Origin of the sequence: Brachybacterium halotolerans, assembly GCF_016623465.1 — a bacterium.
Taxonomy (GTDB): domain Bacteria; phylum Actinomycetota; class Actinomycetes; order Actinomycetales; family Dermabacteraceae; genus Brachybacterium; species Brachybacterium halotolerans.
The window spans coordinates 134,030-146,632 of record NZ_JAEDAJ010000004.1; the positions used below are offsets into that span (position 1 = coordinate 134,030).

General features: G+C 71.1%; 15 protein-coding genes. 9 read left to right on the forward strand and 6 right to left on the reverse strand.

What is annotated here, in order from left to right; all coding sequences use genetic code 11:
• Positions 1-161: 161 nt before the first annotated feature.
• Positions 162-1,388: an ROK family transcriptional regulator gene (locus I8D64_RS09175; protein ID WP_200502203.1), complete on the forward strand. Its 1,227-nt coding sequence runs from the start codon at positions 162-164 to the stop codon at positions 1,386-1,388.
• A gap of 11 nt (positions 1,389-1,399) precedes the next feature.
• Complete coding sequence (locus I8D64_RS09180; RefSeq protein ID WP_200502204.1) at positions 1,400-2,935, forward strand: sulfatase family protein; 1,536 nt, start codon at positions 1,400-1,402, stop codon at positions 2,933-2,935.
• A 37-nt stretch (positions 2,936-2,972) separates the two neighbouring features.
• Here I8D64_RS09180 and I8D64_RS09185 read toward each other — a convergent pair whose 3' ends face one another.
• The 3 genes from I8D64_RS09185 to I8D64_RS09195 form a co-directional block, all read right to left on the reverse strand.
• Positions 2,973-3,248 (reverse strand): hypothetical protein, encoded by a 276-nt coding sequence (locus I8D64_RS09185; protein ID WP_200502205.1) that lies wholly within the window; start codon positions 3,246-3,248, stop codon positions 2,973-2,975.
• Positions 3,245-3,562, reverse strand: coding sequence for a hypothetical protein (locus I8D64_RS09190; RefSeq protein WP_200502206.1), 318 nt, complete (start codon positions 3,560-3,562; stop codon positions 3,245-3,247). The genes I8D64_RS09185 and I8D64_RS09190 overlap by 4 nt, the downstream gene beginning before the upstream one ends.
• 130 nt (positions 3,563-3,692) lie before the next feature.
• On the reverse strand, positions 3,693-5,261 hold the full coding sequence (locus I8D64_RS09195) for an SPFH domain-containing protein (protein WP_200502207.1): 1,569 nt from the start codon (positions 5,259-5,261) through the stop codon (positions 3,693-3,695).
• Between the two features lie 303 nt (positions 5,262-5,564).
• Between I8D64_RS09195 and I8D64_RS09200 the strand changes: the two genes are divergently transcribed.
• From I8D64_RS09200 to I8D64_RS09210, 3 genes are all read left to right on the forward strand, one after another.
• Complete coding sequence (locus I8D64_RS09200; RefSeq protein ID WP_200502208.1) at positions 5,565-6,005, forward strand: hypothetical protein; 441 nt, start codon at positions 5,565-5,567, stop codon at positions 6,003-6,005.
• Positions 6,006-6,274: 269 nt separating this feature from the next.
• A complete protein-coding gene (locus I8D64_RS09205) occupies positions 6,275-7,537 on the forward strand; it encodes an MFS transporter (RefSeq protein WP_343068515.1) in 1,263 nt (420 codons plus the stop codon).
• Between the two features lie 170 nt (positions 7,538-7,707).
• The gene (locus tag I8D64_RS09210) at positions 7,708-8,115 is read left to right on the forward strand and encodes a hypothetical protein (RefSeq protein WP_200502209.1); all 408 of its coding nucleotides are present in this window, start codon (positions 7,708-7,710) and stop codon (positions 8,113-8,115) included.
• 108 nt (positions 8,116-8,223) lie between these two features.
• Here I8D64_RS09210 and I8D64_RS17330 read toward each other — a convergent pair whose 3' ends face one another.
• The 3 genes from I8D64_RS17330 to I8D64_RS09230 all read right to left on the reverse strand — a co-directional run bounded on the left by I8D64_RS17330 (position 8,224) and on the right by I8D64_RS09230 (position 10,831).
• Positions 8,224-9,552, reverse strand: coding sequence for a GmrSD restriction endonuclease domain-containing protein (locus I8D64_RS17330; protein ID WP_246482908.1), 1,329 nt, complete (start codon positions 9,550-9,552; stop codon positions 8,224-8,226).
• Between the two features lie 251 nt (positions 9,553-9,803).
• Positions 9,804-10,613 (reverse strand): methyltransferase, encoded by an 810-nt coding sequence (locus I8D64_RS09225; RefSeq protein WP_200502210.1) that lies wholly within the window; start codon positions 10,611-10,613, stop codon positions 9,804-9,806.
• Positions 10,610-10,831, reverse strand: coding sequence for a dimerization domain-containing protein (locus I8D64_RS09230; protein ID WP_200502211.1), 222 nt, complete (start codon positions 10,829-10,831; stop codon positions 10,610-10,612). Before I8D64_RS09230 ends, I8D64_RS09225 begins: the two co-directional genes overlap by 4 nt.
• A 205-nt stretch (positions 10,832-11,036) precedes the next feature.
• Between I8D64_RS09230 and I8D64_RS09235 the strand changes: the two genes are divergently transcribed.
• Genes I8D64_RS09235 through I8D64_RS09245 form a run of 4 tightly spaced genes read left to right on the forward strand, consistent with a single transcriptional unit; the run spans position 11,037 to position 12,381 of the window.
• Positions 11,037-11,576 carry a TetR/AcrR family transcriptional regulator gene (locus I8D64_RS09235; RefSeq protein WP_200502212.1) on the forward strand — a complete coding sequence of 180 codons (540 nt, stop codon included), beginning with the start codon at positions 11,037-11,039 and terminating at the stop codon, positions 11,574-11,576.
• The gene (locus tag I8D64_RS17800) at positions 11,576-11,770 is read left to right on the forward strand and encodes a hypothetical protein (RefSeq protein WP_343068517.1); all 195 of its coding nucleotides are present in this window, start codon (positions 11,576-11,578) and stop codon (positions 11,768-11,770) included. The genes I8D64_RS09235 and I8D64_RS17800 overlap by 1 nt, the downstream gene beginning before the upstream one ends.
• 12 nt (positions 11,771-11,782) lie before the next feature.
• On the forward strand, positions 11,783-12,067 hold the full coding sequence (locus I8D64_RS09240) for a DMT family transporter (protein WP_425490292.1): 285 nt from the start codon (positions 11,783-11,785) through the stop codon (positions 12,065-12,067).
• Complete coding sequence (locus I8D64_RS09245) at positions 12,067-12,381, forward strand: DMT family transporter (RefSeq protein ID WP_200502213.1); 315 nt, start codon at positions 12,067-12,069, stop codon at positions 12,379-12,381. The genes I8D64_RS09240 and I8D64_RS09245 overlap by 1 nt, the downstream gene beginning before the upstream one ends.
• Positions 12,382-12,603 lie beyond the last annotated feature (222 nt).

Sequence of the window (12,603 nt, forward strand, 5' to 3'; positions counted from 1 at the left end):
GGGCGACAGAATGACCTGTCGGATCGGGCCGTGCTCCGGTCCCGCGCGGCCGACCCGGTCTGGCTCGGTCCGCCCCCGCCCGGCGGACCCGGCCCGGCCCGGCGCAGAATCTTTCTGCCGGATTCTTGACGGAAAAATTGACGCCTCCCTAGCCTGACCGCATGTCCACACCGGCGTCGGGTCCCGCCCTGATGCGCTGGAGTCACGAGGAGCGCATCCTCGAGACCTTCCGGCGCCACGGGGCGCTGAGCCGCGCCGAGCTCGCCTCGTATGCAGGACTCTCGCGGACGACGCTCTCGGAGATCGTCGGGGGCCTCGTGCGTCGCGGAGCCCTCCAGGTGGTCGCGACGGACGCGGAGAGTCGACGCGGCTCAGGGCGCCCGGCCGAGCTCCTGGCTCTGGACCCGCGGTCCGGGCAGCACCTCGGCATCGACCTCGCCCACAACGCCGTCCATGTCACCGTCGTGGATGCGACCCGACGCATCATCGCCTCCGAGAAGAGGGACGCCGATCCCGATCTGCCCTGGGCCCGGCGCGTCCGCACCGCCCTGGACGTGCTCAGGGAGATCGAGGAGGACGGCACCCGGTTCAGCGCTCTCCAGGGGGTGGGCGTCGGTCTCCCGGGCCCCTACTCCCCCGCGTGGAGCAACGACCGCACCCTGGCCCACACGGAGTCCCTCGAGGCTCGTCGCATCGTGGAGACCGCGATCATCGAACGCTTCGGCATGGCTCCGGTGATGGACACCAACACCCGCCTGGCCGCTCTGGCCGAAGCGGATCACCGACACGAGCTGGGCGAGGATCTGATCTACGTGCGGGTGGCCGGAGGGATCGGGGGCGGTGTCGTCGTGGGCGGAAGGCTGGTCCATGGCAGCCGCGGCCTCGCCGGAGAATTCGGGCACATCGGCGTGGCGGACAGCGGCCGGACGTGCAGCAGGTGCGGGAAGCACGGCTGCCTCGAGACCGTGGCCTCGCTGCCGTCCATCCTGCAGAGCTGCCGTGAGCTCGGACTGCCCGTGCAGAGCCCGGCCGATCTGAGCGCCGCCGTCGACCGGGATGAACCGATCGCGGCGTCGGTGCTGAGCGAGGCGGGCGCCGCGACCGGGCGCGCCCTCGCCGGGAGCGTGCTCGCTCTCAACCCCACCGCAGTGGTCGTCGGCGGCCCATTGGCCCGGTTCGCACCCGTCTTCGTCGAGCGCGTCGCCTCCACGATCGCCTTCGAGGTCCGTTCGATAGGCGGTGCGCAACCACGCGTGCAGGCCTCGGACCTCGGGGACGACGGCGGAGCGCTGGGGGCGATCCTCTCCCTCGTGCACCGCTCCGCACTTCTCGCCGGCTACCCGGTCGGCGACGGCAGCAGCCCCTCCATCACCCCCATGAACGCATGAAAGGCCAGCGCATGAGCGCCTCGCGCAGCAACATCCTGTTCCTGATGACCGATCAGCACCGGACCGACACCCTGGGCTGCTACGGGAACCCCTGCGGCATCTCACCGAACCTCGATGCGCTGGCCGCGTACGGCACCCGCTTCGACCGGTGGTACACGCCGACGGCGATCTGCACTCCGGCCCGTGTCAGCCTGCTGACGGGCCAAGCACCGTTCCGGCATCGAGTCCTGGCCAATCGCGAGCGGAACGTCGGCTATCTCGAGGACCTCGCGCCGGGCAGTTTCACCTTCGTCGACGCGCTGCGCCGGGCGGGGTACAACACGGGTCTCGTCGGCAAATGGCACGCGGGGTCGGACGTCGACTCGCACGCGGCCGGATTCGACGGGCCCGATCTGCCCGGCGATGCCTGGCACAACCCGGTCGACGCCGCCGACTACCGGGCGTACCTCGCCGAGCACGATCTGCCCGGCTATGAGATCAGCGACCGCATCCGCGGCAGCCTCCCCAACGGCGGCGAGGGCAACCTGCTGGCCGCCCGTCTCCACCAGCCGCTCGAGGCGACCTTCGAGCACTACCTCGCCACGCGCACCATCGAGCAGCTGGAGAAGTACGCCGAGGACGCGCACCGCGACGAGAAGCCATTCTTCCTCCAGCTCAACTTCTTCGGGCCGCACCTGCCGTACGTGCTCCCGGACGAGTACTTCGACCTCATCGACCCCGAGCAGATCACGCTCCCGAAGTCCATCGCCGAGACCTTCCAGGGCAAGCCGACCGTGCAGGCGAACTACAGCGCGCACTGGGCCTTCGACACCATGCCGCTCGAGGTCACACGCAAGTTGGTCGCCGTGTATTGGGGCTACGTCGCCCTGATCGACCACGAGATCGGACGCGTCATGGAGGCGATGCGCGGACTGGGACTCATCGACAGCACCGCGGTGTTCTTCACCAGCGACCACGGTGAGTTCACGGGCGCCCACCGACTCCACGACAAGGGGCCAGCCATGTACGAGGACATCTACCGCACCGCCGGCATCATGCGGATGCCGGGTGGAGTGCAGGGCCAGGTGCGCGACGAGTTCGTCAGCCTGCTGGACTGCACGGCGACGATCCTCGACCTCGCGGGACTGGACCCCTCCCCTGCGATGGACTCCCGAAGCCTCGTCCCGCTCGCGCACGGTGCGCATCCCGACTGGGACGAGGACATCATCTGCGAGTTCCACGGGCATCACTTCCCCTACCCCCAGCGCATGCTTCGCACCACCCGCTACAAGCTCATCGTCAACCCGGAGTCGGTCAACGAGCTGTACGACCTGCAGTGCGACCCCGACGAGCTGCTCAACATCCACGACCATCCGGAGATGGCCGAGGTCCGTCAGGCACTCACCACTCGCCTCTACCAGCGGCTCCGGGAACGCGGCGACAACTTCTACCACTGGATGACCACGATGTTCGAGGTGGGCGGGGTGGATTACGACCCGACCCAGTCCGGGCTCGACGACTCGACGTACGCCCGGCGCTCGGACTCCCCGCAGCCGGCAGGGTCGTGATCGGCAGCGTGGTCAGTTGACCGCACCTTCGAACACCTCAGTCGAAGATGCTCAGCACCCGGAACGGCAGCTTGACCAGCCACCAGATCCCGCAGCCCACCCAGGCGATCGCGGACCAGGGCACCAGGAACAGATCCCAGATGCCGTAGGGGCTGGTGCTCGAGGCGCGCCGCGCGCGCTCCTGCATCTCCGGGTCCTCCGGTCCGGGCACGCCCGGCGCGTACCGCGAACCGTCCGGCGCCGTGGGCTGCGAGCCGTACTGGGACTGTCCGTTCCCCGAGGCGTCCGCCGCCCCGTTCCCGAGCCCGCTCATCGCGCGGGCCCGCCCCGCTGCGCGAGCTTGTCCTTGAACCCCTGGAAGGCGCCCTTGATCCCGGTGGGCTCGTCCTCGTCCTCCGACGGCAGCTCCACGTGGTCGACGATCGCGCGCATGGTGGCGACGTCGATGCTGGGCATCCCTCCCCCGAGCAGCACGCCGATCCTCTCGCCGACCAGCACCTCGAGCCCGTCGGCCGCCTGCTGCCCGCGGGACTCGCGGGCCGTCTGGAGGCGGTCGCGCAGCATCCGCTCGGCGGCGGCCGATGCGGGAACCGGCTCCGGATGGCCGGCGACGGAGATGAGTTCCACGGGTGCGTCCTCTCGGGCTCGGGCGGCGGTGTCTGCCTCGGCGGTTTCTGCCCCGGCGGTGTCGCCGGGCGGTGGCGGATGGACCGACGGTGTCGCCGGGCCCGCAGCAGCGCGGGGCCCGGCGGACCGATCAGTCGGTGCCCGCCCCATTCTGCTCCGGGCGCCCCGAGGCCGGAGCCTCGTCCACGGTCTGCGCTCCCATGTCGCCCGTCGGCCGCGACTCGCTGCTCCCGCCGTATCCCGCGGCCCCACCGTTCCCAGCGGCCCCACCGGCCCCGCCGGCACGGTGCGATCCGCCCGACCCGCTCGCGCCCTGCCCGCGCAGCGCCTCGCCGATCGCCTCGCCCTGGGCGCGGCCCTGCGCCTCGCCGGCCACGCGGCCCTGGATGAGGTCGGGGATGCTCAGCCCGAGCGTCGCCTCGACGGTGTCGAAGACACCGCGCAGGGCCCCGGCGGACTCGCCGGAGAACTGCTTGCCGGCGACGTCGCCCTCGGCGCCGCCGGAGCTGACCACGGTGATCTCGCCGATCTGCGCGTAGCCCCGGGCGAAGGTCTCCATGAGGGTGGGCAGCTGGTCGACGACGCGCTGCGCGAGCAGCGCCTCCTGGTTCTCGCGCAGCGCCTCGGCCTCGGCGCGCATCGCGTCCGCGCGGGCCTCGCCGGCCAGTCGCTGGGACTCCGCGTCGGCCTCGGCGCGCAGCTTCACGGCGCGGGCGTCGGCCTCGGCGACCTCGGCGCGGGCCTCGGCCTGGCGACGCTGCTCGAAGGCGGCGGCCTCCGCGTCCTTCTGCCGGCGGTAGAGCTCGGCGTCGGCGACGCGCTTGACGTCGGCGTCCAGCTGCGCCTGCTTGTTCTCGGCCTGCTGCTGGAGGACCTCCTGGCGGGACTTCTCCCCCGCCAGGGCCTGCGCCTGCTCGGCCTGCGCCTGCGCGCGGCCCACCTCGGCCTGCGCGTTCGCCTTGTTCGTGTCCAGCGCCTGCTGCTCGACGAGGTTCTGCTCCTCGTTGCGGATGCGCTCCTTGGCGACCGCGCGCTCGGCGTTGGTCTGGCTGATCTCGGCCGCCTGGCGCTTGTCCTCGATCTCCGGGGCGCCGAGCGACTGGATATAGCCGACGCCGTCGGTGATGCCGCGGATCTGGAAGGAGTCGAGGATCAGGCCCTGCTCGCGCAGCTCGGGGATCACGGTCTCGGCAATCTGCTCGGAGAAGACCTTGCGGTCGCGCATGAGCGAGATGACGGACTGCTGGGCGATCACGCCTCGCAGCACGCCCTCGAGCTGGTCCTGGGTGAAGGACTCGATGGCCTCGTCCTGGGAGGCGAAGCGCTCGGCCGCCCGGCGCACCAGCTCGCGGTCCGAGCCGATCTTCACGAGCGTCACGGCCTCGACGGCGAGGGTGACGTTGTCCGAGGACTGCGCCTCCGCGCGCATGTTCACCTGGCGCTGGCGCAGCGAGATGACCTCGTGGCGCTGGGTGATCGGGTTGACGATCGCCTTGCCGTTGACGACCACGGTGGTCGCGGACGTGGAGCCGTCCTCGTTCTTCTGGCTCTTGCCGGAGATGACCAGCGCCTCGTCGGCCCGCGCGACCTTGATCCAACCGCGGACCAGGAAGAACGCGATCACCGCGATGACGAGGAGGGCGACGACGACCACGGCGATGAAGCCTGCGATCCCGATGCCGAGGAATGTGCTTCCCATGGGAGTTCCTTCTGGGGAGGGGACAGTGGGGCAAGGATCCCATGGATCCGTGCCGACGGACGGGGCCGAGAGCACCTGTGGATGGGCAGAAGTCCCCATGGACCGGCGGTGTCGGGAGCCGTAGGTTGACGTCGGCACAGGCAGATCAGGAAGCGGCGCTGCGAGGGGACGATGTCGGGATTCTCGGGAGCGGACACCCAACCGCTCCGCGCGTTCAGCTCGGCGTCGGATGCGCAGCCGCCTCGCCCGGGAGCACGACGTGGTCGGGTCATCCTCCGCCCAGCACTCGGAAGGGTCCGTGACGTGAGACGACGAGCTCTTCTCCCCCTGCTCCCCCTCGCGGTCGGCACGATGCTGCTGGCCGCCTGCGGGAACTCCGACCCCGAGGAGACCGAGATGGATGCCGAGACCGTGCTCGACGCTGCGGGCCTCAGCGCCCCGGATCTGGAGGCCTCCGTGGCCGACGCTCCACTGAAGGGCGACGAGGCGTGGAGCAGGGTCGTCACCTTCTCCGGCCCCGCCGACGTGATCGACGCATGGGTGGCGGACAACTTCCCCGACGGCATCGAGTCCCGCGCCTTCAAGGACGACATGGCTGCGGCGACCGAGCGCCTGGGGGATGACACGCAGAAGAAGGGCGACCGCATCGCCGAGGGCGTCGAGGGGTCGGCGGCGTTCGTCGTCGTGGTCGGGCAGGAGGACGAGCCCGTCGTGCATGTGGCGGTGCGGCAGACGGGGCGCTGACCGTGTCGACGGACCTCTTCCGCACAGCGGGCCTCGCCCGCTCCGCATCCGCCCTCGACCCCACGTCCTGAGAGATAGACGCTCCATGACAGTTATTAACTGTCATGGAGGTCCTCATCCTTCGCCGTGCCCCTGAGGAGGACGTGGCGGATCCCGCCGCCCGGCACGGGCACCCCGTGACCGATCGCGCCGCAGGCCTATACGATCGATCGGTCCCCACCGCTCCCAGCGTCGGCAGCGATGATCCGCCCCGTTCCGCTGGAGATGCCGTGACCCCGCCCTCCCCGTCGAGCCAGACCCCGTCGCCCCAGAACCCGCCGGCTGAAACCCTGTCACCCGCCCCGCTCGAGCCCGCGCGCCTGCGCCTGGTCATCCTCGCGATGGCCCTCGGCGCCTTCGCGATCGGCACCACCGAGTTCGCCTCCATGGGCCTGCTGCCGCAGATCGCCCGCTCGGTCGACGTGAGCGTCCCGCAGGCCGGCATGCTCATCACCCTCTACGCCCTGGGCGTCGTGATCGGAGCACCCGCGGTGACGATCGCCGCCGCGAGGATGCCGCGCGCCCGGCTGCTCGTGCTGCTCATCGCCCTGATCGGCGCAGGCAACCTGATCTCCGCGATCGCGCCCACGTTCTCGATCCTCGCGATCGCGCGCTTCGTGGCCGGACTCCCCCACGGCGCCTTCTTCGGCGTCGCCGCCCTCGTCGCCTCCCGTCTCTCCCCTCCCGGCCGACGTGCCCGCTCGGTCTCCAAGGTCATGCTCGGCCTGACGATCGCGACCATGCTCGGCGTGCCCGCCTCCACGGCGCTCGGGCAGAGCATCGGCTGGCGCGCCGCCTACTGGATCGTCGTGGTCCTGGCGCTCGCGAGCACCCTCGCGATCTGGCGCCTGGTGCCCGAGCCCGAGGGTTCGGGCACCACGGGTTCGATGCTCGGCGAGCTGCGGGCGCTGAAGCGCGCACAGGTGTGGCTGGGCCTGGGCATCGGGGCGATCGGCTTCGGCGGCATGTTCGCCGTCTACAGCTACATCGGCGAGATCGTGCCCGGCGTGCTGGGGCTCCCCGAGCGCGCGGTGCCCGTGGCGCTGTTCGTCTTCGGCGTCGGCATGACCGTCGGCAACATCGTCGCCGGGCGCCTCACCGACCGCTCGATCTACGGCACGATCCTCCTGGGCCTCGTGGGCATGGCGGCGAGCTTCGCGGTGTTCGCGCTCGTGGCGCACTGGGCCGTCGCCGGCATGATCATGCTCTTCGTGATCGCCGTGACGTCCCAGCTCATGGGCCCGTCCCTGCAGCTGTTCCTGCTCGATGCCTCGCCCGACGCGCCCTCGCTCGCGGCGTCCCTGCACCATTCGGCGCTGAACATCGGCAACTCGCTCGGCGCGGCGCTCGGCGCCGCGGTGCTCGCCGCCGGCTGGGGCCTGCTCGCGCCCGCGTGGACGGGCATGCTGCTCGCCGTGATGGGACTCGGGATCGTGGGGATCTCGTACGGGGTGCATCGTCGCTCGTCGAGTACGGCGGCCGACGCCCTCTGACGTCCGCGTGAGCACCCGCGTGAGCGACCACGTGTCGTGCCTGGCGTTTGACAACGGGTCAAATGTGAGCAAAGAGTGGGTCAACGACAGTGCATGATGCTCGGGGTCGGACATCCGGACTCTTCCCTCCCCGGGGCATCTCGTCACCTCGAAGGAAGGTCTGATCCAGTATGACCCGCACTCGGAAGCTCGCCATCGTCGCCACCGTCGGCCTCGCCGGAGCGCTCAGCGCCCCCGCCGCCCTCGCCGCGCCGACCACCGCCGACTCCGCGCAGGGCTCGGAGACCACCCAGAGCTCGCAGAGCACCACCAGCCCCGTCGACTACGCGGACCGCACGGTCCGGGAGTTCGGCGTCGGCGACGACATCGACCTGCAGCGCGACACCACCAGCAGTGCGCGCGCCGACCTCGTCGACCACGCCACGGCCGCCAAGCACTGGAAGCGCCTGGATGCCGAGGGCGCCGCGGGCCACGTCTACGTCACCTACGTGAACACCGAGACCGACGCGCAGATGACCATCGGCGTGAAGACCTCGACGAACATGCACGGCGACCACCTGGTGGACCAGGTGCGCTGACGCGGACATCGTCGTCGCGCGGGATCCTGCCGTGCAGGATCCCGCCGGCGCAGGGCCCTGCACCGCAGGGCGAGGGCGCGGGACCACCGAGTGGTCCCGCGCCCTTCCTCATTCGCAGCCGACGCCGTCGCCGTCGCGATCCAGCTTCCGCGAGTAACCGGGCTCGCCCGCATAGATCGGATCCTTGCCCGCGGCCCGCACCGCGTCGCAGTTCTTGTAAAACGTGCTCCCCGAGCCCCCGCTGGAGCCGGAACCCGTTGAGCTGGAGCCCGAGGACGAGCCGGAGCCCGACGATCTGGAGGACGACGACTTCGAGGAGCCCGATGAGGACTTCGACGACTTCTTCGAGGACGAGGCCGAGGACTTCGACGACGTCGAGGACGAGGACTTCCTCGAGGACGACGACCCCTTCGACGAGGACCCGGAGCTCTTCGAGGACGTCGCGGGCTTCTTCGTCGGCGCCGGCGCCTCCCGGACGTTGTCACCCTCCCACCGGTCGGGGGTGGCGACGGCTCCGGCGAACGCCGGCGTGTCCTCGCAGCCCTCGAGCACCGCGCGCATCGCGTCCTTCTCGGCGGGCTTGACCCACAGGTCGTACTCGGCCTTCACGGCGATCTGGCGGGCGACGTACTCGCAGCGGTACGCCTTCCGGGGCGGCAGCCAGGTCGCGGCGTCGCCGTCGCCCTTCTTCCTGTTCAGTCCGCTCTCGACGGCCACCAGGTTCAGCGGGTCGTTGGCGAAGGCGTGGCGGGTCTCCTCGTCCCAGCCCGAGGCGCCCGTCTGCCAGGCGTCGGACAGCGCGACCAGGTGGTCGATGTCCAGGGAGTTGTCGACCTGCTGGTCGAAGGCGACGTCGTCGCCGCTGTAGGGCGAGGGGCTGAGTGTCCCGGAGAGCACGACGCAGCCGTCGGTGCCGTGCTTGAGGACCACGTCGGACAGGTCCCGGCGCAGCACGTCGTTGCGGGTGTCGCAGCCGTTGTGGTCGACGTCCTCGCGCCAGCCGAACAGGTCGCGGTCGTAGCCGGTCTTCGGCGCGCGCCCCTTCACCTCGAGCGTCTCGAGCATGCCGAGGGCGGTGGAGGCATCGGAGGTCGGCGACGCGCTGGGGGACGCCGACGGCGTGGTCGTGGTGCTCGCCGCCGTCGACGCATCGGGCGTCGCGCTCGCGCTCGGCGTCTCGGTCGGGGTCGCCGGCTCGGAGGCCGACGGCGCGGGCTCCTGCGATGCCTGGGCGTCGCGGTCGGCGGACTGGGCGACCACCGTGGGGTCATCGCTCGGGGTGGGCGTCGTCGGCGCGACGAACACGCCGATGACGCCGAGCGTCATGAGCAGGAGGAATGCGAGACCGCCGCAGCCGCAGCAGGTGAGCGCGGAGATGACGCCCACCTTCTTCCTGCCGGTGAGCTTGTCGGTGAGCGCGCCGAGACGAGGAGCCATCAGTGTCCTTCGAGGAGAAGAGCCGAGGAGAGGAAGAGGTCGCCGCGGCACCGGCATCGGTGCTCCCGCAGCGTCGTCGATGCGGGGTGGTCCCCTCAGGCTCAGTGTCGGCGAGACTCCTGCTCAGCGGGTAGTGCGTGCGTCACCTGGACGGTCTCGAATGGATCACGATCCGGCGCGCGCTCAGCGCGCCCCGGAAGAGGGCACCGGGCAGGCCCCGAATGAGGGTGGGGCCCGACCCGCGGGTGCCATCACACCGCCTCGGCCTCCAGCACGCAGTACGGGGGCGACAGCTCGGTCGTGGACGTGCGGGACAGGCCGGCGGCGGCGAAGAAGCGGTCGAAGTCGGCGAGATCGTGCTCGCGCGCGCCCGGCGCGAGCGCCAGCATGTTGAGGTCCATCAGCGCGGCCGTGCCGGGATCGTCGGGCGTGCCCGTGACCATGTCGACCACGACCACGCGCGCACCGGGCCTCATGGCCCTGCGGCACTGCTGGAGGACGCGGATGCAGGCGTCGTCGTCCCAATCGTGGAGGACGAACTTGGCCAGGAACAGATCGCCCTCGGGGATCTCCGCGAAGAAGTCGCCGGGTACCGCCCGGCATCGATCCTGCATCCCTCGCGCCGCGATCTCCCGCTCCGCGGCGGCGGTCACGTGCGGGAGGTCCAGGACGATGCCGTCGGTCCCCGGGTGCTCGGCCAGCATGCCCAGGACGAACGCCCCGGTCGCGCCGCCGACGTCGACGATCGTGGTCCCCGGCCCCGCCTCGATGGCGACCACGGCCTCGCGGATGGTCGGCGTGGACAGCTCGGCCATCGCGCGGCTGAACTGGTCCGCCTCCACGGGATGCTCGGCGAGGTAGTCGAAGGTCGAGCTGCCGACGGCGGAGCTCACCTGGTTCTCCCCGGTGCGCACGCACTCGGTGAAGCGGCCCCAGGCCTGCCAGTGCAGCGGCGCGTTCCAGACCAGCGCGACGTTCCTCAGGGAGTCCGGCGCGGAGGCGCGCAGACGGTCCAGCAGCGAGGTGCTGGCGAAGCAGTCGGTCTCGGGATCGTGGCTCACGAGCCCGGGATCCACGGCGGCGCGGAGCAACCGGAAGGTGGCGCGGGGTCGCTCCCCGCGAGCTCGGCGATCCGGGCGGCGGTCTTCGGACCGTCGTGGAGGTGCTCGGCGATCTCCAGATGGGCCAGCGTGGCGGTGAGCTGGCTGACCCAGAACCCGGTGATCGTCGACATCATCGCCCGCTGGTCCTCGGCGGCGTAGGTCTCGGTGGCAGTCATGCGTCCTCCTTGTCGAGTGACGCCATCCGAGACCGTGTGGTCGGAACAGAGTCAAGACCTCGCGCGATGCCTGTCTCCTGCGCGTCCGCCTGATGCCGCCATGGTCGCGAGACGTTCCCTCCGGCGGCGGAGTCGCCAGGATCACGGCGACGTTCGACGGGCCGCGACGTGGACCGACCATACGGATGGTAGGCAGTCTGCTCGGATGCCGACGAGATCCGAGGTCCTGGACGCTGCGATCGCCGTGCTCGCCCAGCACGAGCCGCTCACCCTCGACGCCGTGGCCCGCGAGACCGGGCTGACGAAACCCGGGGTGGTCCATCACGTGGGCACCAAGCAGAAGCTGCTCGTCGCCGTCGTCGATCGCATCGTGGATCTCTGGGAGGCGGACCTCCAGGAGCGCCTGGAGCAGGAGGGCGCCGACGTCGACGATCCCGCCGACCGCCTCCGCGCCTACGTGTCCCACGCCCTGCGCGGGGAGTTCGCGCACAGCGACCTCGCGCTCATCGCCGATGCGCAGCTGCGGGACATGCTGTGCGAGCAGTGGTCGCGCAGGCTCGACCCGTGGTTCGGCTTCGAGCTCGAGGGGAGCCCGCGCAGCCGCGCGGCGCTGCGGGCCGCCCGACTCCTGGCCGACGGCGCCTGGTTCAACGCCTCGCTCGACATCCCCACGGTGCGGGACGACGAGCGCGAGGAGCTGTTCGCCCTGGCCATGGAGCTCGTGGACGAGGGGGCCCGCGAGTGATGGCCGAGGAGAGCGCGACCTCGGGCGCGACCTCGGATGCGACCTCGGATGCGGCCTCGGACGTCACCTCGGGCGCGACCTCGCGCGGCTGGATGTTCCTGCTCCTCGCGATCGGCACGGAGGTCACGGCGTCGCTGTCCCTCAAGGGCGCCCTCGAGCATCCCGCCCTCTACGCCGTCGTCCTGGTCGGATAACTGGGGGCGTTCATCGCCCTCGCCCTCGTGCTGCGCGAGGGCATGCCGCTCGGCGTCGCCTACGGGGTCTGGGGAGCGTCCGGCGTCGCGCTGACCGCGATCATGTCCTTGGTCCTCTTCGGTGAACCGCTCACGGCGCCGATGATCATCGGCATCGTCCTGGTCATCGCGGGGGTGCTGTGTGTGGAGCTGGGCTCGCCGGCGCCTCCCGCGCCCGTCGTCGGGCCCGAGTCCGCTGTCCCCGGCGATCAGCTCGACGGGGCGATCGGCACGACCACGCAGGATGGGGAGCGCTGATGGCCTGGATGCTGCTCGTCGGCGCGATCGTCTCCGAGGGCTTCGGGACGATGTCACTGCGTCTGGCCGCCGATCGACGCCCCTGGTACGCGGGCGTCGCGCTCGGCTACGTCTCCGCCTTCACCCTGCTCTCGCTCACCCTCTCCCACGGCATCCCGCTCGGCGCCGCCTACGGCATCTGGGCGGCCGCCGGCGTCGCCCTCACCGCGCTGCTGGGACGCGTCGTCTTCAAGGAGCCGTTCACCTGGCTGATGGGGCTGGGCGTCGCGCTCATCATCGGCGGGGTGCTGCTGATCGAGACCGGGGCCGCGTAGGCCTCGCACGGCAGTGCGGCGGCTCGCAGCGCGGCGGCTCGTAGTGCGGCGGCGCCGCAGTGCCGTGTCGCCGACCGGCGTATACGCGACCCCTCTGCCACCCACGGCAGAGAGGTCCGCCCACGTCCCGTCGGTGACCGACGGGGCCGCGCGATCACCCGCCCGGGCGTCGGGCCGGACTACCGTGGAACGCAGAGGCGGCCCCACCATTCCGCACGGTCG

What these genes read in the sequence shown, in the direction of transcription:
- I8D64_RS09195 (WP_200502207.1), bottom strand. Translation starts at nt 5,261, where the DNA reads ATGGGAAGCACATTCCTCGGCATCGGGATCGCAGGCTTCATCGCCGTG.
- I8D64_RS09245 (WP_200502213.1), top strand. Translation starts at nt 12,067, where the DNA reads ATGGCCTGGATGCTGCTCGTCGGCGCGATCGTCTCCGAGGGCTTCGGG.
- I8D64_RS09230 (WP_200502211.1), bottom strand. Translation starts at nt 10,831, where the DNA reads ATGACTGCCACCGAGACCTACGCCGCCGAGGACCAGCGGGCGATGATG.
- I8D64_RS17330 (WP_246482908.1), bottom strand. Translation starts at nt 9,552, where the DNA reads ATGGCTCCTCGTCTCGGCGCGCTCACCGACAAGCTCACCGGCAGGAAG.
- I8D64_RS09185 (WP_200502205.1), bottom strand. Translation starts at nt 3,248, where the DNA reads ATGAGCGGGCTCGGGAACGGGGCGGCGGACGCCTCGGGGAACGGACAG.
- I8D64_RS09180 (WP_200502204.1), top strand. Translation starts at nt 1,400, where the DNA reads ATGAGCGCCTCGCGCAGCAACATCCTGTTCCTGATGACCGATCAGCAC.
- I8D64_RS09175 (WP_200502203.1), top strand. Translation starts at nt 162, where the DNA reads ATGTCCACACCGGCGTCGGGTCCCGCCCTGATGCGCTGGAGTCACGAG.
- I8D64_RS17800 (WP_343068517.1), top strand. Translation starts at nt 11,576, where the DNA reads ATGGCCGAGGAGAGCGCGACCTCGGGCGCGACCTCGGATGCGACCTCG.
- I8D64_RS09210 (WP_200502209.1), top strand. Translation starts at nt 7,708, where the DNA reads ATGACCCGCACTCGGAAGCTCGCCATCGTCGCCACCGTCGGCCTCGCC.
- I8D64_RS09235 (WP_200502212.1), top strand. Translation starts at nt 11,037, where the DNA reads ATGCCGACGAGATCCGAGGTCCTGGACGCTGCGATCGCCGTGCTCGCC.